This is a genomic window from Serratia sp. PL7, from assembly GCF_945957435.1.
Map to the genome: position 1 here is coordinate 141,488 of NZ_CAMFLB010000020.1, position 21,984 is coordinate 163,471.

A 21,984-nucleotide genomic window follows, 5' to 3' on the forward strand; every position below is an offset into this window, starting at 1 on the left:
ATTTTTCTTAATCAGCTATCAATGGGATCAACGTCTAACGTCCATTTGACTTTACGCGCCTGCGGCAGGGTGCCAATCAATGGCAACGTGCTCTTTATCAGGTGCTGTAACAGTTTTCTGGATGGGTGCTGCAACAACAGTTGCCAGCGGAAGCGACCCCCGCGTTTGGGTTGCAGGGCAGGAACCGGGCCCATGACCCACAGAGAGTCATCTTTCAGCGGGCTGGCTTCCAACAGATTGCGTAGCTGCTGTAAGAACAGCGGTGCCTGCTGATTATCGTGATCTTCCGAACGCACGATGATGTGGCTGGTGTAGGGCGGCAGGAAGACGCTGTTACGCTCGGCCAGGGTTTGCTTGGCAAAGGCGTCGTAGCCCTGTTGCAGCAGGATTTGCAGTAGCGGGTGCTCTGGGTGATGGGTTTGCAGCAGCACCTCACCCTGCTTGCCCGCCCGCCCGGCACGGCCAGAAACCTGAGTATAGAGCTGGGCAAAACGCTCGGCTGAACGGAAATCGGCGGAGAACAGTGCGCCGTCCACGTCGAGCAACGCCACCAGGGTGACATCCGGGAAGTGGTGGCCTTTAGCCAGCATTTGCGTGCCGATCAGGATACGCGGGCCACCACGGTGAATATCGGCCAGATGCTGCTCCAGTGACCCCTTGCGGCTGGTGGTATCGCGATCGATACGGGTAATCGCGGTTTCCGGGAACAGGGGAGCCAGTTCATTCTCCAACTGTTCGGTACCGACGCCGACGGAAACCAGGTTGGTGGTACCGCACTGTGGGCACTGATGTGGCACCGGGCGCTGGCTGTCGCAGTGGTGGCAGCGCAGCTGGCGTTGATGCTGGTGGAACGTATAGTAATGGTCGCAGCGCTGGCATTCGGCGATCCAGCCACACTCATGGCACAGCAGCGCGGGGGCATAGCCACGACGGTTAAGGAACAGGATCACTTGGTTGCCGTTCTTCAGGTGGTGCTGCATGCTTTTCAGCAGGGGCTGAGAGAGCCCGACCTTCAGCGGCAAGCCTTTCAAATCGATCAGATGCTGATTGGCCGGTTTGGCGTTGCCTGCCCGCTGGGTCAGTTTGAGCTGACGGTATTTGCCTAACTGCACGTTGTGCAGCGTTTCCAGCGCCGGCGTCGCCGAGCCCATCACCAGCGGAATGTTTTCGGCGTGAGCGCGGAACACCGCCAGATCGCGAGCGTGATAGCGCCAGCCTTCCTGCTGTTTATAGGAGCTGTCGTGTTCTTCGTCGATGATGATCACCCCAAGGCGCGAGAAGGGGGTGAACAACGCCGAGCGGGTACCGATCACAATGGCGGCTTCACCGCTGCGCGCGCGCAGCCAAACGGCCAGCCGTTCGCTGTCGTTCAGGCCGGAGTGCAGGACTTCTACCGGCGCGTTGAAGCGTTCGCGAAAGCGAGCGATGGTCTGTGGGGTGAGGCCGATCTCCGGCACCAACACCAGTGCCTGCTTACCTTTCGCCAGGATATTTTCCAGTACGCTGAGATAAACTTCGGTTTTGCCGGATCCGGTAACCCCGGCCAGCAGCCAGGCGGCAAACTGGCCGTCTTCACTGCGGATCGCACCCACGGCGGTGGCCTGTTCGGTGTTGAGCCGCAGCCGTTCACCGAGTACGGTAAAGCCTGGCCGCCAGTCCTGAGTTGCCACCGTTTGCGAACGCAGGTCGATCAAGCCTTTGGCTCGTAGCGCCTGGAGTGCGCTTTCCGTCAGCTCCAGTTCGCTGACCTGATGCCGATACACCGGGCGTTGCAGCAGTGCCGCCAGTGCCTGTTGCTGCTTTGGCGCACGCTTCAGGCTTTCCGGCGGGGTTGCGCGCCCCTGTTCGGTAGCAAACCATTGCCACAGCGGGGCGGCCTCTGCGGGTTTACCCTGACGCAGCAGAATGGGGAGCGCATGGAACAACACTTCACCGATCGGGTAATGGTAGTAATCGCTGGCCCACAGCAGGATGCGCCACAGGCTGGTGGTGAACAGCGAGTCGTTATCCAGCAGGCTATCGATGGGCTTGAGCTTTTCCAGCGGCAGTTCACTGCTCTCGCTACTGCCAGTGATGATGCCTATCGCCCGTTGCTTTCCCCAAGGCACACTGACGCGCGCGCCGATGACCGGCTGCAGGCCGGCGGGCAGCAGATAATCGAAGGTGCGGGCAAGGGGAACCGGTAGAGCAACGTGTACAACAGGCATGTGGCTGTCCAGGTAGAAAAAAGTGTTGGCTAGTTTACACGGTAGGCTGGCAAATGTACGGATCCGATTGCGCGCTACATTTTATTCTGTATAATTTGCCGCCTTTGGTATAATCCCATATCAAAACCTATTATCAACCACGTGTGGTGTCTGGCGGAACAGGGCTGGATAGCGACACGGCCTTAACTGAGGTTCTCCCATGAAAAAAGGTATTCACCCTAAATACGAAGAAGTTACTGCAAACTGCTCTTGCGGTAACGTGATCAAAATCCGCTCTACCGTGGGTCACGATCTGAACCTGGACGTTTGTGGCGAATGCCACCCGTTCTACACTGGCAAGCAGCGTGATGTTGCTACCGGTGGCCGCGTTGACCGCTTCAACAAGCGTTTCAGCGTACCAGGCGTTAAGAAATAAGTTTTCTTATCGTCAGATGAAAAAGGCGCCTTCGGGCGCCTTTTTTCGTTTTTGCCTTCGGTACAGGCAGGATCAATATTCCCAGGTATCAGGGTCGACACCCAATTCTCGCATCAGTACTTTCGCGGCTTCCGGGATTTCATCGCTGCGTTCTTTGCGCAGGTCTTCATCGTTCGGCAGCGGCTGGCCGGTAAAGGCGTGCAGGAATGCTTCACACAGCAGTTCGCTGTTGGTGGCGTGGCGCAGGTTGTTGACCTGGCGACGAGTCCGTTCATCCGTCAGGATTTTCAGCACCTTCAGCGGAATAGATACCGTGATTTTTTTGACTTGCTCGCTCTTTTTACCGTGTTCAGCGTAAGGGCTGACATACTCGCCGTTCCACTCAGCCATGGGACACCTTAAATTTGTCTGAAAAATACAAAATTCTAAAAACCGGCCAATTATGCCCGATCTTCACTGTGCTCACTAAATAAATGTCTACTTTACGCGATAAGGGTCACTGAATCTGATGATTTAATAGGCTATGCCTATGCATTATTGGGCTAACATCTTATCGTCATGACAAACCGCCATAATTTTAGCGGGTATTGTCCCTTTGCTCAATCTATACGCAAAGAAGTTTAGATGTCCAGATGTATTGACGTCTATATCCGCTGCGGTTAATCTTTAGACCTTATTCCCCCACTTTCCGAGAGCCGAGCCACCCTATGACGCGTAAACCAGCCACGATTGCCGTACGTAGCGGTCTGAATGATGACGAACAGTACGGCTGTGTCGTCCCGCCGATCCATCTTTCCAGTACCTATAACTTCACCGATTTCAACCAGCCCCGAGCTCATGATTACTCACGTCGTGGTAACCCGACGCGTGATGTCGTGCAGCGTGCGCTGGCAGAGTTGGAAGGTGGTGCGGGGGCGGTGATGACTGGGAGCGGGATGTCGGCGATCCATCTGGTGACCACGGTATTTCTCAAACCGGGCGATCTGCTGGTGGCCCCTCATGATTGCTACGGTGGCAGCTACCGCCTGTTCGATAGCCTGAGCAAACGCGGAGCGTATCGAGTGCTGTTTGTCGATCAGGGGAATGAAGCCGCATTGCGCGATGCGTTGGCTCAAAAGCCGAAGTTGGTGCTGATCGAAAGCCCAAGCAACCCGTTATTACGCGTGGTGGATATTGCCGCCATCTGTAAAGCGGCCCACGAAGCTGGTGCGCTGACCGTGGTGGACAACACCTTCCTCAGCCCGGCGCTGCAACAGCCGATCGAACTGGGTGCCGACCTGGTCGTCCACTCTTGTACCAAATACCTCAACGGCCACTCCGACGTAGTCGCGGGCGCGGTGATCGCTAAAGATAAAGATCTGGCGGTCGAGCTGGCCTGGTGGGCCAACAATATTGGCGTCACCGGCGCGGCATTCGATAGCTATTTATTATTGCGGGGGATGCGTACCCTGTCGCCGCGTATCAAGGCTGCACAACATAATGCCGAGGCGATTGTCGGCTATTTACAGCAGCAACCCTTGGTCAAAAAGCTGTATCATCCTTCCTTGCCAGAAAACCCTGGCCATGAGATTGCGTGCCGTCAGCAACGTGGGTTCGGTGCCATGCTCAGCTTTGAACTGGATGGGGATGAAGCGCTGCTGCGCCGCTTCCTGTCTGCTCTGGAGCTGTTTACGCTGGCGGAATCCCTGGGTGGCGTAGAAAGCCTGATCTCACATGCGGCAACCATGACTCACGCCGGTATGGCGCCAGAAGCGCGTGCCGCAGCGGGGATTTCCGAAAGCCTGCTGCGTGTTTCCGTGGGGATTGAAGACAGCGAAGATTTGATTGCCGATCTGGAACAAGCCTTCCAGGCGGCGGCTACGAGGTAAGTCATGAATGCAATTGCGGTAGCAGGGCCGGTTAGCGGACGTCAACTGCACAAATTTGGCGGCAGCAGCCTGGCAGATGTGAAGTGTTATCTGCGGGTGGCCGGGATCATGGCCGAATACAGCCAGCCGGGTGACATGATGGTGGTGTCGGCGGCGGGTAGCACCACCAACCAACTGATCAGCTGGCTGAAGCTCAGCCAGAGCGATCGTCTTTCCGCGCATCAGGTGCAGCAAACGCTGCGCCGTTATCACAGTGAGCTGATCGGCGGGTTGTTGCCTGTAGAAACGGCGGAACCGCTGATTGCCGAATTTATCCACGATCTTGAACGCCTGGCGATCCTGCTGGACGGCAAGGTTGATGATGCGGTGTATGCCGAAGTGGTGGGGCATGGTGAGATCTGGTCAGCCCGCCTGATGGCTGCGGTGCTGAACAAGCAGGACATGCAGGCGGCATGGCTGGACGCGCGTGATTTCCTGCGTGCCGAACGCGCGGCGCAACCGCAGGTTGACGAAGGCCGTTCCTATCCGTTATTGCAGCAACTGCTGGCACAACATCCGGGCAAACGTCTGGTAGTGACCGGCTTTATTTCGCGTAATGACAGCGGTGAAACCGTGCTGTTGGGGCGCAACGGCAGTGACTATTCCGCCACGCAGGTTGGCGCATTGGCCGGTGTGGAGCGAGTCACCATCTGGAGCGACGTGGCCGGGGTTTACAGCGCCGATCCGCGCAAAGTGAAAGATGCCTGTCTATTGCCGCTGTTGCGTCTGGATGAGGCTAGCGAACTGGCCCGTCTGGCGGCTCCGGTGCTGCATACTCGTACCTTGCAGCCGGTGTCTGGCAGCGATATCGATCTGCAACTGCGTTGCAGCTATCAGCCTGAGCAGGGGTCGACCCGTATCGAGCGCGTGCTGGCTTCCGGCACCGGTGCCAAAATTGTCACCAGCCACGATGATGTCTGCCTGATCGAACTCAGCGTTGCGCCGCAGCATGACTTCAAGCTGGCGCAGAAAGAGTTGGATCTGGTGCTCAAACGTGCACAGATCAAACCCTTGGCCGTAGGGGTTCATCCTGACCGTAACCTGCTCCAGCTGTGCTACACCTCGGAAGTGGTGGGTAGCGTGCTGCGCATTTTGCAGGAGGCCGGATTACCGGGTGAACTGCAACTGCGTGAAGGGTTGGCGCTGGTAGCGTTGGTGGGCGCGGGCGTGTGCAAGAATCCACTGCATAGCCATCGTTTCTATCAGCAGTTGAAGGACCAGCCGGTGGAGTTCATCTGGCAGGCAGAAGATGGCATCAGCCTGGTGGCAGTGCTGCGTCAGGGGCCGACCGGTCTGCTGATCCAGGGCCTGCACCAAACGTTGTTCCGCGCGGAAAAGCGTATTGGCCTGGTGCTGTTTGGCAAAGGCAATATTGGTTCGCGCTGGCTGGAACTGTTTGCTCGCGAACAGAAGAATATCTCTGCGCGCAGCGGCTTTGAGTTTAGCCTGGCAGGGGTGGTGGATAGCCGTCGCAGCCTGCTCAATTATGAAGGGTTGGACGCCAGCCGCGCGCTGGCGTTCTTTGAGGATGAAGCCCAGGAACTGGACGAAGAGTCGCTGTTCCTGTGGATGCGGGCGCACCCGTTCGACGATCTGGTGGTGCTCGACGTCACCGCCAGCGGGGAGTTGGCGGAGCAATATCTGGACTTTGCCAGCTATGGCTTCCATGTGATCAGCGCCAACAAGCTGGCGGGGGCCTCGTGCAGCGCCAATTACCGCCAGATCCGCGATGCGTTTGCCAAAACGGGCCGCCACTGGCTGTATAACGCCACCGTGGGGGCCGGGCTACCGGTGAACCATACCGTGCGCGATCTGCGCGACAGCGGGGACAGCATCCTGGCGATCAGCGGCATCTTCTCCGGCACGCTTTCCTGGCTGTTCCTGCAGTTTGACGGCACGGTGCCGTTCACCGAGCTGGTGGATCAAGCCTGGCAGCAGGGGCTGACGGAGCCGGATCCGCGTGTTGACCTGTCTGGACAAGACGTGATGCGTAAGCTGGTGATCCTGGCGCGTGAGGCGGGTTATGACATTGAACCTAACCAGGTGAGGGTGGAGTCGCTGGTGCCTGCAGGCGCGGAGCAAGGCTCCATCGATCAGTTCTTCGAGAACGGCGATGCGCTGAATCAGCAAATGCTACAGCGTTTCGAAGCGGCCAACGAAATGGGCCTGGTGTTGCGCCACGTGGCGCGTTTCGATGCCAATGGCAAAGCGCGCGTTGGCGTTGAGGCCGTGCGGCCAGAACATCCGCTGGCTTCGCTGCTGCCTTGTGACAACGTGTTTGCCATCGAGAGCCGCTGGTATCGCGACAACCCGCTGGTCATCCGTGGGCCAGGGGCCGGTCGCGACGTGACTGCTGGAGCCATCCAGTCCGACCTTAATCGCTTGGCACAGCTGCTTTAAATCTTCGCTTTAACCTCGGGGGTGGCGCTACGCTGCCCCCGTTCAATCCTTCAACATGAAATTCTCTCATCTTGCGTGAGGATTAATCATCGTATCTCCCTCACTTTCCTGTTGACTCTTCAGGCAACATCCGGCATTTTCTATCTAGACGTCTAAACGTATAGACGCTTATTATAACGAAGCAAAACAGTGATCGATAAGAGGCGGACAGGGTATGAGTTTTTATCACGCAAACCAGCGGGAAGCGCTGAATCAGAGTCTGGCAGAGTTAAACGGCCAGATTAACGTGTCGTTCGAGTTCTTCCCGCCGCGCACCAGCGAGATGGAAGATACCTTGTGGCAGTCGATCGATCGCCTGAGCAGCCTCAAACCCAAGTTTGTCTCTGTGACCTACGGTGCCAACTCGGGTGAGCGCGACCGTACCCACAGCATCATCAAGGGGATCAAAGAGCGTACTGGTCTGGAAGCTGCCCCTCACCTGACCTGTATTGATGCCAGCCCGGCGCAGCTGCGTGAGATCGCTACCGATTACTGGAACAGCGGTATCCGCCATATTGTCGCGCTGCGCGGTGATTTACCGCCAGGCGGTGGCAAGCCGGAAATGTATGCGGCCGATCTGGTCACGCTGCTCAAAGACGTCGGCGACTTTGATATTTCTGTCGCGGCCTATCCGGAAGTGCATCCGGAAGCGAAAAGCGCCCAGTCAGACCTGATCAACCTGAAACGTAAAATCGATGCCGGTGCCAACCGTGCCATCACCCAGTTTTTCTTCGACGTAGAAAGCTATCTGCGTTTTCGTGATCGTTGTGTGACCGCTGGCATCGACGTAGAAATCGTGCCGGGCATTCTGCCCGTATCCAACTTCAAACAGCTCCAGCGCTTTGCCACCATGACCAACGTGCGGGTGCCAAGCTGGATGACCAGCATGTTTGCCGGGCTGGATGACGATGCGGAAACCCGCAAGATGGTCGGCGCCAATATCGCCATGGATATGGTGAAGATCCTGAGCCGCGAAGGGGTCAAAGATTTCCACTTCTATACGCTCAACCGTGCGGAAATGAGCTACGCCATCTGCCATACCCTGGGCGTGCGTCCTGGTGCAGTGGTTGGCTGATAGATAGCGGTTGCCGTTGCGGCAACCGCGCCATCATCAAGGAACGGCCGGGTGCGTGAGCATCTCCAGGAACCACTGCCGGAATCCTTCGACATCGATTTCCAGACAGACCTCGGCATTGGCTGGCCGTTTCAGACGGTTGGCCAGATCGACGCAGGTCGTTCCTCTGGTCAGTTCACCTTGCGTTTCTACCGCCACATGGCAGGCTTGAGTGGTAAACAGCTCGGGTTTTGCCAGATAGGCCAGAGCGCATAGGTCATGCATTTTCAGCCCACGGCTCATACTCCCACCCCGATAGTGTTGGAACAGGCTATGCAGCATGGCCCCGGTGCGGTTCAGCGTGGGTAAGCTGGCCATCATCTCGGCGGTGAGCGTAGCCCGGTTGGTGACGTCCAGCCCGCACATGACAATCGGGATACCGCAGGCAAACACCATGCTGGCGGCCTCGGGATCCACGTAGATATTAAACTCCGCGTTTGGCGTATGGTTGCCACGGCTGGCGGAGCCTCCCATCATGACGATCCGCGCGATAGATGGCTTACATTCCGGGTAGAGCGTGAGCAACAGGGCAATGTTGGTTAACGGGCCAATCGGCACCAAGACTAGCGGCTCCTTGCTGGCCAGAAGCAGGTCGCGCATCACTTCAACGGCATGACCGTCAACGATCTGCCGTGTCGATTCTTCAAACTCGTACCCATCCAGGCCGGAGTTGCCGTGAATATGGCTGGCATCCTCCAGTTTACGCACCAGCGGAGCCGCTGCCCCGCGAGCTACGGGGGTGGACGCACCCAGGAAATGCAGCAGGCGCAGCGCATTGTTGGTGGTTTTATCCACGCTGACGTTGCCTGCCACCGTACTCACCAGGCGCAGGTCGATTTTTGGATGAAACAGCGCGGCAACCAGCGCGACGGCGTCATCAATACCGGGATCGGTATCCAGGATCATGGCAATAGGTGCAGAGCTAGAGGACATAATATCTCCCATACAGGATGGATCAGGCGTTAGCGCTGAAGGTCAAAATAGCTGGCGATAGTGCTCATTGGCATCTCCTCAGAGCGAATAGCGGATCAGCGTGAAAATCAGGGTGGCGATAAACCCGATCAGCAACGGCACCGAGGTTCTTTTGACCACCTCAATCGGGCTGACTTTGACTACTGATGCCACGATGATCACCACTGCAGAGACTGGCGACATCGCACGGATAAGGTTTGAGGTCAGCTGCATCGGCAGGGCAATCATCACCGGATCGACGTGAGCCTGAGTGGCTATCGAGGGAATAAGCTCGATAAAGGAGTAGAACACCACATTATCACCACCCAGCGGAGTGGGCACGATGGTGGCGGTAGTGGCAATAACCCCGGCGGCGCTGAGCGAGGACATGTTTGCCACCCGCAGAATGGGGTAGAGCGTGGCCATTAAAATCACGGCGAGGGAGGCGGCGCTGGGAATAATCAACGACAACAGTGACCCTATCCAGAATACGATCGGCACCAGAATATAGGGGGAGCGGATCTTCGCGATGGGTTTTGACATGATTTTAACCGCGACATCGTTTGCGCCAATGTGCGACATATAAGCGGAAAAGCCGAACAGCACCATGATGATGATGCCCGCCCGGCTAAACTGCTTGATGAAATCCAGCTCGATTTGTTTTAACGGATCCAACCAGACGGTTCCCGTCCCCGTTCCGGCGCTCAAAATCGGCAAGCCCAAGGTAGCCGCTGCCAACATGAGTACGAAACAACACCAGCTTGGTGTCGTAGTTCTTGGCAATGGCGTAACCGGCCACGACGAGTACTGCCAAGCTGATTAATAGTGCTACATCCATTTACTTTCCCTGCCATCATCAATCTTCATGATAAATATCTTTCTGTGAAGATATTTTCAAGAAGGTAAGGTCTTTGTCTATCACCAGTAACAAATAGTACCGGTAATCCTGACGGGATTCTTTGCATAATCAACACAAAAGGTGTGGCCAAACGGAGCATGGACTCAGAATAATAGTATTGATAACCCGCAGCGAGTGACCGCTGGGACAAAATCCGCAGATTAGGGACGGGGGGATAACCGGGGGAAAATAAGCACCGACGCCGATCGCATCGGTGCTTGCAGCAAATGATGAAGTAATATTAGCCGGTGTTGCGCATCCCGGCCGCCACGCCAGCAATAGTGACCATCAGTGCCTGCTCAACGCGGGCATCCGGGTGCTCCTGCTGACGTGAACGGTGCAGCAGCTCGGCCTGCAACACGTTTAGCGGGTCGGTGTAGACGTTGCGCAACGCGATAGATTCGGCGATCCACGGCAGGTCTTCCATCAGATGATCGTCGTTGGCGATGGTCAGCACCACCTTGATATCGCTGGCCAACTGTTCCCGCAGCTGTTTGCCCAGCGGCCATAGGGCCTTGTCTACCAGGCGTTGATCGTAGTATTCCGCCAGCCACAGGTCGGCTTTGGCATAGACCATTTCCAGCATTGCGATACGGGTAGAGAAGAACGGCCAGTTGTGGCACATGGCTTCCAACTGATCCTGCTTACCGGCCTTCACCGCTTCTTGCAGGCCAGCACCGGCACCCAGCCAGGCTGGCAGCATCAGGCGGTTCTGCGTCCAAGCGAAGATCCACGGAATGGCACGCAGGCTTTCAACACCGCCGTTCGGGCGGCGTTTGGCCGGGCGTGAACCCAATGGCAGTTTCCCCAGTTCCTGCTCTGGCGTAGCGGCGCGGAAGTAAGGTACAAATTCAGGGTTTTCACGCACGTAACCGCGATACATGTTGCACGAGGTTTCGGACAGTTCATCCATCAGCGTGCGCCATTCTGGCTTAGGCTCCGGCGGTGGCAGCAGGTTGGCTTCCAACACCGCACCGGCGTACAGCGCCAGGCTGCTGATGGTGACTTCTGGCAGGCCGAATTTAAAGCGGATCATCTCGCCCTGTTCGGTCACGCGCAGGCCGCCTTTCAGGCTGCCCGGCGGTTGTGATAGCAGAGCGGCGTGCGCAGGTGCGCCACCACGGCCAATTGAGCCACCACGGCCATGGAACAGCGTCAGCGCTACTCCGGCCTTCTCACAGGTTTTGATCAGTGCGTCCTGTGCACGGTATTGCGCCCAGGAGGCCGCCATCACGCCAGCATCTTTTGCCGAGTCGGAATAGCCGATCATGACCATCTGTTTGCCCTGAATAAAGCCGCGGTACCAGTCGATGTTCAGCAACTGGGTCATCACGTCTTCGGCGTTGTTCAGATCGTCGAGGGTTTCGAACAGTGGGGCTACAGGTAGCGCGAATGGGCAACCAGTCTCCTTCAACAACAGGTGCACGGCCAAGACGTCGGACGGGGTACGCGCCATGGAAATGACGTAGGCGGCGATCGAACCTTGTGGCGCTTCGGCGACCACCTTGCAGGTTTCCAGCACTTCCTGAGTGTCTGCACTCGGCTCCCACTTCAGTGGCACCAGCGGACGCTTGGAGTTCAGCTCACGGATCAGGAATGCCTGTTTGTCGGCTTCTGACCAGCTCTCATAATCCCCCAGGCCCAGATAGCGGGTCAGTTCGGCAATGGCTTCGGTATGGCGGGTGCTTTCCTGGCGCACGTCGATACGCACCAGCGGCACGCCAAAGCAGCGTACGCGGCGCAGCGTGTCCAGCAGTTGGCCGTTGGCGATAATGCTCATGCCACAGGCCACCAAAGATTGGTAGCAGGCGTACAGCGGTTCCCACAACTGCTCGTTATTTTCCAGCAGGTCGTGCGGACGCAGCACGCGCTCACCCTTCAGGCGGCCTTCAAGATAGGCCTGGGAGCTCATCAACTGGCTGCGCAGTTGCTTCATCAATTCGCGATAAGGTTCTTGTACTTCGTCACCGCCGGCAAGTTCGCGCAGCTCAGGAGTACATTCGGTCATCGATAGCTCGGAGACCAGCACCTGAATATCACGGGTGAACAGATCGCAGGCCTTCCAGCGGCTCAGCAACAGCACGTGACGGGTGATTTCAGCGGTTACGTTCGGGTTGCCGTCGCGGTCGCCGCCCATCCAGGAGGTAAAGCGGATAGGCACGGCTTCTACCGGTAGGCGGTAATCGATGGAGTTTTCCAACTGTTCGTTGAACTCGCGCAGGAAGGCCGGTACACCTTCCCACAGGCTGTTTTCCACCACGGCAAAGCCCCATTTGGCTTCATCGACCGGGGATGGGCGATTCTTGCGGATCTCGTCGGTATGCCAGGATTGCGCGACCAGCTGGCGCAGACGGCGCATGATTTTATTGCGTTCGTAGTCGGCCAGGTCGTTATGGTCCAACTGGCTCAGGCAGGTGTTCACCTCAACCAGCTTGTGGATCAGGGTGCGGCGGGTGATTTCCGTTGGGTGAGCGGTCAGGACCAGCTCGATGGAAAGATCGTCCACCGCCTTTTGCAGCTGTTTGTTATCCAGCTTGTTGTCTTTCAGCTTGGTAAACAACTGCGCCAAGGCTTCCGGGTTGCTGGCCGCTTCGCCGTGTGGCGAGATGCTGTGGTATTGCTCGGCAACGTTGGTCAGATTAAGGAATTGGCTGAAGGCGCGGGCAACGGGCAGCAGCTCATCGTTGGACAGGTTCTGCAGCGTGGAGAGCAGCTCCTGACGATGCGCCTCGTTACCGGCACGTGAAGATTTGGAAAGCTTACGGATAGTTTCAACGCGATCGAGAATATGCTCGCCCAGCGCTTCTTTAATGGTATCGCCTAGCAGTTTGCCGAGCATACTGACATTACTTCGCATTGCCGAATATTGTTCGTTCATATAATCCCTGACCCAGTTCTTTGCATACTTATCATCCTCCGATCGTGGTGTTTTTCGCCACTACCTGAACACGATGAGTACGTGATTTTTCATCTTGTAAGTAAATTTCACGTGCCGTCGCAGCCTGCCGGTTTTATCTGGTCACGTGCCTGTCCAATCATCAATTGACACTATTTTTAGCAAAAAAACATCAAATTCGGCGTATTTTCTGAAATTTAATTACGCGCGGCCGGTTATCAGTCTGGCTTATCGGCTTAAATCACTACGTCTAAAGAGGTAGGGAATGGTAACCCATTCCCCTGTTGTTATTAAGGTTTATTGCCGGCAGAAATGGTCGACCAACTGACCTAGCAGCTTACGCGTTGGCTCAATAAATGCGGTATCCAGATACTCATCCGGCTGATGTGCCTGGTTGATCGAACCTGGGCCGAGCACCAGCGTTGGGCACACTTCCTGGACGAACGGCGCTTCGGTGCAGTAGTTGACCACTTCGGTGCGTGAACCCAGCAGTTTTTCAATCACTGCCACCATGTGGTGGTCGGTTGGGCATTCGTAACCAGGGATCGGCGGATGTAGCTCATCGATCGTCAAGCGGCCCGGCCAACGTTGGCTTACCGGTGCCAACGCTTCGTGCAGGAGTTCGTTGATGTTATCCAGCGTCATCCCCGGCAGCGGGCGGATATCCATATGCAGTTCACAGCAGGCACAGATACGGTTGGCCGCATCGCCACCGCTGATATGGCCAAAGTTCATGGTTGGGTAAGGCACCGCAAACGCCGGGTTGTTGTAGCGCTCTTGTAGGGTTTTGCGCAATTCCATCAGATGCCCAATGGACTCATGCATCAGATCGATAGCATTGACGCCGCGCGCCGGATCGCTCGAATGGCCCGACTGACCAACGATGCGGATCGCACTGGAGATATGGCCTTTATGCGCGCGCACCGGTTGCAGCGAGGTTGGCTCGCCGATGATGGCAAAGTCCGGGCGGATTTTGCTGGAGGCAGCAAAGTAGCGTGCGCCAGCCATCGTCGTTTCTTCATCGGCGGTAGCCAGAATGTACAACGGCTTGGTCAGCTTACTGGCATCGATATCGCGTACCGCATCCAGAATAAAGGCGAAGAAGCCCTTCATGTCGGCGGTCCCCAGCCCGTACAGCTTGTTGTCGTGCTCGGTCAGGGTAAAGGGATCTCGTGTCCAGCGCCCCTGATCGTAAGGCACCGTGTCCGTATGGCCCGCCAGCAGCAGGCCGCCGCTGCCTTCACCGAGGCTGGCCAGCAGGTTGAATTTGTTGCGGGTGTCCGGCACGGGCTGCACGTCGACGCGGAAGCCCAAATCGTTGAACCAGCCGGCCAGCAAGTTGATTAATGCTTCATTACTCTGATCGAGGGCGCCATCGGTGGCGCTGATCGATGGAGTGGCGATCAACGCCCGGTACAGCTCAATAAATGGAGGTAATTTCATCTTCACTGTTGACAGCCTTTGGTTAGGATAGTATCAATATTCATGCATTTATTTTGAATAAAAATACAGTAAGCTAGAGCGTAAGGGAACCTGCAACCCGGATGTTGATAAAAACATCACGCTCAACCACGTGGGTGAACCGCGCAACAACGCGACCAAGCCCTGCTACCAGGGTCGCCGTGACTCTTAGATTGCTAGCCAAGAAGGTGAAAGGCCACATGTTGAATACGCTGATTGTTGGTGCCAGCGGTTATGCCGGAGCAGAGCTCACGGCTTACCTGAATCGCCACCCACACATGAACATAACCGCTTTAGCGGTTTCAGCGCAAAGTGCAGATGCAGGAAAATTGCTTTCCGAGCTGCACCCTCAATTAAAAGGCATCGTCGATCTGCCATTACAGCCGCTGGTTGACGTTGCCGCAGCGGCCAAAGGCATCGACGTTGTTTTCCTCGCGACTGCCCATGAGGTGAGCCACGACATCGCGCCAGCATTCCTGGCCGCGGGTTGCGTGGTGTTCGATCTCTCCGGCGCATTCCGCGTGCAGGATGCTGATTTTTATCAACAGTATTATGGTTTTACACACCAGCATGCCGACTGGCTGGCGCAGGCAGTTTACGGCCTGGCGGAGTGGCAGAGTGAAAAACTCAAGCAGGCGCAGTTGATTGCCGTGCCGGGCTGCTACCCAACGGCGGCGCAGCTGGCGCTCAAACCGCTGCTCGACAAGCAATTACTGAACCTGGATCAATGGCCGGTCATCAACGCCGTTAGCGGCGTGAGTGGTGCAGGGCGTAAAGCCAGCGTCACGACCAGTTTCTGTGAAGTCAGCCTGCAACCTTATGGCCTGTTCAATCATCGTCATCAGCCAGAAATTTCTGCCCATCTTGGGGTGCCAGTTATCTTTACGCCACATTTGGGTAACTTCCCTCGGGGTATTCTGGAAACCATCACCTGCCGCCTGAACAAGGGCGTCACCGCGCAGGACGTGGCAGCGGCTTACCATGCGGCGTATGACGACAAACCGTTGGTGCGGTTGTATGACCAAGGGGTGCCGGCACTGAAATCCGTGGTGGGCCTGCCGTTCTGCGATATCGGCTTTGCCGTGCAGGGCGAGCATCTGATCGCCGTAGCCGCAGAGGACAACCTGTTGAAAGGTGCGGCCGCTCAGGCGGTGCAGTGTCTGAATATCCGTTTCGGCTTCCCTGAAACCCAATCCTTACTTTAAATCAGCGTGAGTAAACAGCAATGAATCCATTGATTATCAAACTAGGTGGCGTGCTACTGGACAGTGAAGAAGCGCTGGAGCGTTTGTTTACCGCGCTGGATGTCTATCGCCAGGAACATCAGCGCCCGCTGGTGATCGTTCACGGCGGCGGCTGCGTGGTGGATGAATTGATGAAACAGCTCTCCCTGCCGGTAGTGAAGAAGAACGGCCTGCGCGTTACTCCAGCCGATCAGATCGACATCATCACCGGCGCACTGGCAGGAACGGCCAATAAAACCCTGCTGGCCTGGGCGGTGAAGCACAAAATTAATGCGGTTGGCCTGAGCCTGGCGGACGGTGGCAGCGTTGCGGTAACTCAGTTGGACCCAGTGTTGGGCCACGTGGGCCACGCAGTACCAGGAACGCCTGCGCTGCTCAATACCTTGTTGGGCGCTGGCTACCTGCCAGTGGTCAGCTCCATCGGCATCACTGCCGAAGGCCAACTGATGAACGTAAACGCCGATCAGGCTGCGACGGCCCTGGCCGCCACGCTGGGGGCGGATTTAATCTTGCTGTCGGATGTCAGCGGTATTCTCGACGGCAAAGGGCAGCGCATCGCGGAAATGACCGCACAAAAAGCCGAGCAACTGATTGCTCAAGGCATCATTACCGATGGTATGGTGGTGAAGGTCAATGCGGCGCTGGATGCTGCACGTACCCTTGGCCGCCCGGTAGATATCGCCAGCTGGCGTAATGCCGAAAAGCTCCCTGCTCTGTTTAATGGTGTGTCGATTGGCACCCGGATCCTCGCTTAAATTTAGAATTAAAAAGGAATAACACAATGCAAAACAAAGGCATCAAGAAAATCGTTCTGGCGTACTCCGGCGGTCTGGATACTTCGGCCATCATTCCGTGGCTGAAAGAGAACTACGGTGGCTGTGAAGTGGTAGCCTTCGTGGCAGACATCGGCCAGGAGCGCGGCGATCTGGAAGGCGTTGAGCAGAAAGCTCTGCAATCCGGTGCCTCTGAGTGTCATGTTGTCGATCTGCGTGAAGAGTTTATCCGTGACTATGTTTATCCGGTGCTGCAGACCGGTGCACTGTACGAAGGCAGCTACCTGCTGGGTACCTCAATGGCACGTCCGATCATTGCCAAGGCTCAGGTTGAGCTGGCGCTGAAAGTGGGTGCCGATGCGCTGTGCCACGGGGCCACCGGTAAAGGCAACGATCAGGTGCGTTTCGAAACCACCTATACCGCATTGGCTCCGCACCTGAAGGTGGTCGCGCCTTGGCGTGAGTGGAACCTGCGTTCCCGTGAGGCCCTGCTGGATTACCTGAAAGCGCGTAATATCCCAACCACCGCTTCGCTGGAGAAGATTTACAGCCGTGACGAAAACGCCTGGCACATCTCTACCGAAGGCGGCGTGCTGGAAAGCCCGTGGAATGCACCAAACAAAGATTGCTGGGTCTGGACTGTCGATCCGTTGGAAGCCCCGGACAAGCCAGAACAAGTGACCGTCACCGTAGTGAAAGGCTGCGTGGTTGCCGTTAACGGTGAAGCCATGAGCCCGTACAAGTGCCTGGAAGCCCTGAACGTGCTGGGTGCCAAACATGGCGTGGGCCGTATCGATATCGTGGAAAACCGTCTGGTAGGCATCAAATCCCGTGGTTGCTATGAAACCCCAGGAGGCACCATTATGGTTGCTGCGCTGCGTGGGGTCGAGCAGTTGGTACTGGATCGTGATAGCTTTAAATGGCGTGAGCAGTTGGGCCTGGAAATGTCCTATGTGGTCTACGATGGTCGCTGGTTTGCTCCGCTGCGTCGTTCCATTCAGGCTTCCGCACAAGCGCTGGCGGAAGAAGTTAACGGCGAAGTGGTATTGCAACTGTATAAAGGCCAGGTGACGGCGATCCAGAAGAAATCGGCCAACAGCCTGTACTCAGAAGAATTTGCGACCTTTGGCGAAGACGAAGTTTACGATCACAGCCATGCGGGTGGTTTTATCCGTCTGTTCTCGCTCTCTTCCCGTATCCGCGCGTTGAACGAGAAGAAAAAGTAACGTCGTTGGTTTAGCGTCAATTTGAGGGGCGCAGCATGCTGCGCCCTTTCGCATACTTATTCAGGAGCAAGATTATGGCACTTTGGGGCGGACGGTTTAGTCAGGCAGCGGATCAGCGGTTCAAACAGTTAAATGATTCCCTGCGCTTCGACTATCGCCTGGCGGAACAGGATATTGTGGGCTCCGTCGCCTGGTCAAAAGCGCTGGTGACCGTCAACGTACTGACGTCAGCAGAGCAACAGCAGCTTGAGCAGGCACTGAACGTGCTGCTGGAAGAAGTGCAGGCCGATCCTCTGGCGATCGTTAACAGCGACGCAGAAGATATTCACAGCTGGGTCGAGCAGAAGCTGATCGAGAAAGTCGGCGATCTGGGCAAAAAGCTGCATACCGGCCGTAGCCGTAACGATCAGGTGGCCACCGATCTGAAACTGTGGTGTAAACATCAGGTTAGTGAACTGCATCAGGCATTGGTACAGCTGCAACAGGCGCTGGTAGAAACCGCCGAAGCCAATCAGGATGCGGTGATGCCGGGTTACACCCACCTCCAGCGTGCCCAGCCGGTAACTTTTGCCCACTGGTGCCTCGCTTACGTTGAGATGCTGGCGCGTGATGAAAGCCGCCTGCAGGATACGTTGAAACGTCTGGACGTTAGCCCGCTGGGTAGCGGTGCCTTGGCCGGAACTGCTTATCCGATCGACCGTGAACAACTGGCTGGCTGGTTGGGTTTTGCCTCTGCCACGCGCAACAGCCTGGACAGCGTCTCCGATCGTGATCACGTGCTGGAGCTGCTGTCCAATGCTGCCATCAGCATGGTGCACCTGTCGCGCTTTGCCGAAGATCTGATCTTCTTCAACAGCGGCGAAGCGGCGTTTGTCGAGCTTTCGGATCGCGTGACCTCAGGTTCATCCCTGATGCCACAGAAGAAAAACCCGGACGCGTTAGAGCTGATCCGTGGCAAGTCTGGCCGTGTGCAAGGGGCCTTGACCGGCATGATGATGACGTTGAAAGGCCTGCCGTTGGCTTACAACAAAGACATGCAGGAAGACAAAGAAGGGCTGTTCGACGCGCTCGACACGTGGATGGATTGCCTGCAGATGGCGGCATTGGTGCTGGACGGCATACAGGTGAAGCGCCCGCGTTGCCAAGAAGCGGCACAGCAAGGCTATGCCAACGCCACCGAACTGGCAGACTATCTGGTTGCCAAAGGTGTGCCGTTCCGCGAAGCGCACCACATTGTGGGTGAAGCAGTAGTGGAAGCGATCCGCCAGGGCAAGCCGTTGGAAGACCTGCCGTTGAGCGATTTGCAGAAGTTCAACAGCGTGATTGGAGACGACGTTTATCCGATCCTGTCGTTGCAATCTTGCCTGGATAAGCGCGCGGCCAAGGGCGGCGTTTCTCCACAGCAGGTTGCCTATGCGATCGCCGAGGCAAAAAAACGCCTGTTCTAAGCTACGCTTGAGGGCAGCGCAATGCTGCCCTTATCCTGCCAATCGGGCGCACAAATAACGGTTCAGGCTAACGCCTTCATCCATAGCATTTATCGCCAGACGGCGATGCTGTTCCGGGGCCATCCGCAGCACCAGTTTCCCACTGAAGCTTTTCTCTGCCAGTGCCTCTGGCGGCGTTTCGCCCTGGGCGAGCATATCGGCAATCACATCGCTCACCAGCTTTTCAATACCGTCCAACGCAGCGGTACGGGTAGGTGCCAGCCATGACAGAGAGGGAAACTCCGTACAGAGGCCGACATACTCGCTATCCTCCGCTGACCAGGTTATGCGGTAAGTGTAATGCTCATGTTTTTCCATTTTCTTCCTCCAGTTTAGCCAGCGCGCTGATCACCTGCTTGACTTGATATCCCTTTGCCATGCCGCTATTGCAGATCGTCAATGGTTTCTCTGAGTCCTTTCATTTAGTGCTCTATATTAGTATCAATATTGATATCATTTCAAGATAAAGGAGCATAAAAATGACGCTAAAACCAAAACTCGGCAAGCAAGGGGATTCAAGGCTGGAATGACATACGCAAAAAACCGGGCACGGAGGCCCGGTTGTGCTGACTGACGCAATCGCGAAAGGCTTATTCGCCAGGGCAACGCTGGCAGCGTTCTGCCTCAGACTCACCCAGCTTCAGCTTGGCTTGCAGATCGCGTAGCGCGGTACGCAACCCTTCTTCGATCACCGGATGGTAGAACGGCATATCCAGCATTTGGTCGATGGTCATCTGCTGCTGATGTGCCCAGGCCAGCAGATGGGCGATATGCTCCACGTCCGGCCCCATCATTTCAGCACCCAGGAAGCGGCCAGTCCCTTGCTCACCATAGACGTGCAAGATGCCTTTATTGCGTAGCATTACCCGGGAACGGCCCTGGTTTTCGAACGATACGGCACCCACTTCAAAGCAGCCACAGGCACTGAATTTCTGGTTCAGTTCACGGAAGGTCGAGCCGACCATGGCGATTTGCGGGTCTGAGAACACCACGGAAATCGCGCTACGGCGCAAGCCTGGTGTTACTTCTGGGAAGCTGCCCGCATTGTGCCCGGCAATACGAGCCTGATCGCTGGCTTCGTGCAGCAATGGCAACTGGTTACTGGCATCCCCGGCGATGAAAATATGCGGCACGCTGGTTTGCATGGTTAAGCGATCGGCCTGTGGCACGCCTTTGGCATCCAGCACCAGGGTGGTATTTTCCAATCCCAGCTTGTCGACGTTCGGGCGGCGGCCGGTGGCGGCCAGCACGTAATCCACCATCATTTCCTGCGTTTGGCCGTGCAGATCCTGGTAGCGGATAAACACTTTGTCGCCTTCGCGTTGCATGATGTCTACTTTGACATCCGGGTCGAGATAGAACTCTTCACCCAGCGTTTTAGCGGCATATTCCCGCACTACGCTGTCGGTCAGCGGGCCAACCGCGCCGCCAACGCCGAACACTTTAGTGGCAACGCCAAGGCGATGCAGCGCCTGGCCCAGTTCCAAACCGATCACCCCTGGGCCAAATACCGCGACGGACTGCGGCAAATCATCCCAGTTAAATACATCGTCATTGACGATCAGGCGATCGCCCAGATCGTTCCACGGCGCAGGCCAGCTAGGGCGGGAGCCGGTGGCAATTACGATACGCTGCGCGACGATGCGCGTATGCTCGTCAACCTGCAAAGTGTTGTCGTCAATGAAGCGGGCATAGCCCTGAATTTTGTCTGCGGCCGGGATGCTATCGACCCCTTCCAGTACAAAACCGACGAAGCGATCGCGCTCGCGTTTGACGCGATCCATCACTTCACGGCCATTGATGGTGGTTTTTCCCGCAGGATGGATACCAAACCCTGGAGCCCGTTCGATCTGGTGCACCGCTTCTGCCGCAGCAATCAGCAATTTGGAAGGCATACAGCCAACGCGGGCACAGGTCGTGCCAAAAGGTCCGCCCTCAATCATCACCACGCTCGGGGTAGACAGTTTTGCTGCGCGGTAAGCGCCTAGTCCGGCAGTGCCGCCGCCAATAACGGCGACGTCGACATTCAACAGTTTCATATCCGCTCCTGAAGGGAATAAAAAAAGGGCGGGTTAGCACCCGCCAAAAGTCACATTACTGCTATACCGTTGGTTTTTTCAGGCGACAGATTGTTGAACCGTGCCTAAGGCCCATCGGGTTTATTTTTATCATTCAGGCTGACAGGAAGTTTTCCAGATCGTCGCTACCACCGATGTGGCGACCACCGATAAACACCTGTGGCACGGTAGCGCGGCCGCTGACAGCGCGCAGGCTGACCGTGGTCGCGTCTTGGCCCAACACGATTTCTTCATATTGGATCCCGCGCTCTTGCAGCATTTGTTTGGCTTTGGCGCAGAACGGGCAACCCGGTTTGGTGAACAGGGAAACCGATTCCTGCACTTGGAATTCCGGTGCCAGGTATTTCAGCATGGTGTCGGCGTCAGAAACTTCAAACGGGTCGCCCGGCTTGTTTGGTTCGACGAACATTTTTTCTACCACACCGTTACGCACCAGCATGGAGTAGCGCCATGAACGCGGGCCAAAGCCCAGATCGGCTTTCTCAACCAGCATGTTCATGCCCTTGGTGAATTCACCGTTGCCGTCCGGTACGAAGGTAATATTTTCGGCGTGTTGATCGGCTTTCCAGGCGTTCATCACAAAGGTGTCGTTCACCGAGACGCACAGGATGCTGTCAACGCCGTGTTGCTTGAACACGCTAGACAGTTCGTTATAGCGCGGCAAATGGCTTGATGAGCAGGTTGGGGTGAACGCGCCCGGCAAGGAGAACACGATCACGGTCTTGTCTTTAAACAGGTCATCCGTAGTGACATCGATCCATTGGTCGCCCTGGCGAGTATGGAAGGTAACCTGAGGGACTTTTTTGCCTTCTTGACTGGTAAACATGAATTAACCCCTTAATTAGAAAAATGAATTTTTTATGTTGGCGCCGTTGCGCTTCGTTGGGG

General features: G+C 56.4%; 18 protein-coding genes. 8 read left to right on the plus strand and 10 right to left on the minus strand.

The genetic code is table 11. From position 1 onward, the window contains the following. Nucleotides 1-11: 11 nt before the first annotated feature. A complete protein-coding gene (gene priA, locus N6G83_RS41730; protein ID WP_211135620.1) occupies nucleotides 12-2,207 on the minus strand; it encodes a primosomal protein N' in 2,196 nt (731 codons plus the stop codon). A 199-nt stretch (nucleotides 2,208-2,406) separates the two neighbouring features. On the opposite strand from priA, the gene rpmE reads away from it, so the two are divergent. After that, a complete protein-coding gene (gene rpmE, locus N6G83_RS41735; protein WP_021181895.1) occupies nucleotides 2,407-2,622 on the plus strand; it encodes a 50S ribosomal protein L31 in 216 nt (71 codons plus the stop codon). Between the two features lie 72 nt (nucleotides 2,623-2,694). On the opposite strand, the gene metJ is transcribed toward rpmE, so the two are convergent. Continuing rightward, on the minus strand, nucleotides 2,695-3,012 hold the full coding sequence (metJ, locus tag N6G83_RS41740; protein ID WP_006317756.1) for a met regulon transcriptional regulator MetJ: 318 nt from the start codon (nucleotides 3,010-3,012) through the stop codon (nucleotides 2,695-2,697). A 317-nt stretch (nucleotides 3,013-3,329) separates the two neighbouring features. Here metJ and metB point away from each other — a divergent pair, with 317 nt between their 5' ends. The 3 genes from metB to metF all read left to right on the plus strand — a co-directional run bounded on the left by metB (nucleotide 3,330) and on the right by metF (nucleotide 8,043). Then, a complete protein-coding gene (gene metB / locus N6G83_RS41745) occupies nucleotides 3,330-4,490 on the plus strand; it encodes a cystathionine gamma-synthase (RefSeq protein ID WP_021181896.1) in 1,161 nt (386 codons plus the stop codon). Between the two features lie 3 nt (nucleotides 4,491-4,493). Next, a complete protein-coding gene (locus N6G83_RS41750) occupies nucleotides 4,494-6,929 on the plus strand; it encodes a bifunctional aspartate kinase/homoserine dehydrogenase II (RefSeq protein ID WP_024527912.1) in 2,436 nt (811 codons plus the stop codon). Between the two features lie 214 nt (nucleotides 6,930-7,143). Continuing rightward, complete coding sequence (metF, locus tag N6G83_RS41755) at nucleotides 7,144-8,043, plus strand: methylenetetrahydrofolate reductase (protein WP_024527913.1); 900 nt, start codon at nucleotides 7,144-7,146, stop codon at nucleotides 8,041-8,043. A gap of 36 nt (nucleotides 8,044-8,079) precedes the next feature. Here the strand turns inward: metF and rihC are convergent, their stop codons facing one another. The 5 genes from rihC to argE form a co-directional block, all read right to left on the minus strand. Further along, nucleotides 8,080-9,015: a ribonucleoside hydrolase RihC gene (rihC, locus tag N6G83_RS41760; protein WP_211135619.1), complete on the minus strand. Its 936-nt coding sequence runs from the start codon at nucleotides 9,013-9,015 to the stop codon at nucleotides 8,080-8,082. Nucleotides 9,016-9,093: 78 nt separating this feature from the next. Next, on the minus strand, nucleotides 9,094-9,708 hold the full coding sequence (locus N6G83_RS41765) for a hypothetical protein (protein ID WP_211135618.1): 615 nt from the start codon (nucleotides 9,706-9,708) through the stop codon (nucleotides 9,094-9,096). Further along, entirely contained in the window at nucleotides 9,662-9,871 is a 210-nt protein-coding gene (locus tag N6G83_RS41770) for a hypothetical protein (RefSeq protein WP_211135617.1), read from the minus strand. Before N6G83_RS41770 ends, N6G83_RS41765 begins: the two co-directional genes overlap by 47 nt. 301 nt (nucleotides 9,872-10,172) lie before the next feature. Then, nucleotides 10,173-12,809 (minus strand): phosphoenolpyruvate carboxylase, encoded by a 2,637-nt coding sequence (gene ppc / locus N6G83_RS41775; RefSeq protein WP_024527916.1) that lies wholly within the window; start codon nucleotides 12,807-12,809, stop codon nucleotides 10,173-10,175. 315 nt (nucleotides 12,810-13,124) lie between these two features. Next, nucleotides 13,125-14,270: an acetylornithine deacetylase gene (gene argE / locus N6G83_RS41780; protein ID WP_074029946.1), complete on the minus strand. Its 1,146-nt coding sequence runs from the start codon at nucleotides 14,268-14,270 to the stop codon at nucleotides 13,125-13,127. A gap of 218 nt (nucleotides 14,271-14,488) precedes the next feature. Here argE and argC point away from each other — a divergent pair, with 218 nt between their 5' ends. From argC to argH, 4 genes are all read left to right on the plus strand, one after another. Beyond that, complete coding sequence (gene argC, locus N6G83_RS41785) at nucleotides 14,489-15,493, plus strand: N-acetyl-gamma-glutamyl-phosphate reductase (RefSeq protein ID WP_024482861.1); 1,005 nt, start codon at nucleotides 14,489-14,491, stop codon at nucleotides 15,491-15,493. Nucleotides 15,494-15,513: 20 nt separating this feature from the next. Then, on the plus strand, nucleotides 15,514-16,287 hold the full coding sequence (gene argB / locus N6G83_RS41790) for an acetylglutamate kinase (RefSeq protein ID WP_199062174.1): 774 nt from the start codon (nucleotides 15,514-15,516) through the stop codon (nucleotides 16,285-16,287). Nucleotides 16,288-16,313: 26 nt separating this feature from the next. Next, complete coding sequence (locus tag N6G83_RS41795) at nucleotides 16,314-17,531, plus strand: argininosuccinate synthase (protein ID WP_211135616.1); 1,218 nt, start codon at nucleotides 16,314-16,316, stop codon at nucleotides 17,529-17,531. 74 nt (nucleotides 17,532-17,605) lie between these two features. Beyond that, complete coding sequence (argH, locus tag N6G83_RS41800; protein ID WP_074029953.1) at nucleotides 17,606-18,979, plus strand: argininosuccinate lyase; 1,374 nt, start codon at nucleotides 17,606-17,608, stop codon at nucleotides 18,977-18,979. Nucleotides 18,980-19,009: 30 nt separating this feature from the next. Here argH and N6G83_RS41805 read toward each other — a convergent pair whose 3' ends face one another. From N6G83_RS41805 to N6G83_RS41815, 3 genes are all read right to left on the minus strand, one after another. Continuing rightward, nucleotides 19,010-19,336 (minus strand): type II toxin-antitoxin system HicB family antitoxin, encoded by a 327-nt coding sequence (locus tag N6G83_RS41805; protein ID WP_074029954.1) that lies wholly within the window; start codon nucleotides 19,334-19,336, stop codon nucleotides 19,010-19,012. 272 nt (nucleotides 19,337-19,608) lie between these two features. After that, nucleotides 19,609-21,057, minus strand: a complete 1,449-nt coding sequence (locus N6G83_RS41810) for a dihydrolipoyl dehydrogenase (RefSeq protein WP_024527922.1) — start codon at nucleotides 21,055-21,057, stop codon at nucleotides 19,609-19,611. Nucleotides 21,058-21,190: 133 nt separating this feature from the next. Beyond that, on the minus strand, nucleotides 21,191-21,922 hold the full coding sequence (locus tag N6G83_RS41815; protein WP_021181914.1) for a glutathione peroxidase: 732 nt from the start codon (nucleotides 21,920-21,922) through the stop codon (nucleotides 21,191-21,193). Nucleotides 21,923-21,984: the final 62 nt, after the last annotated feature.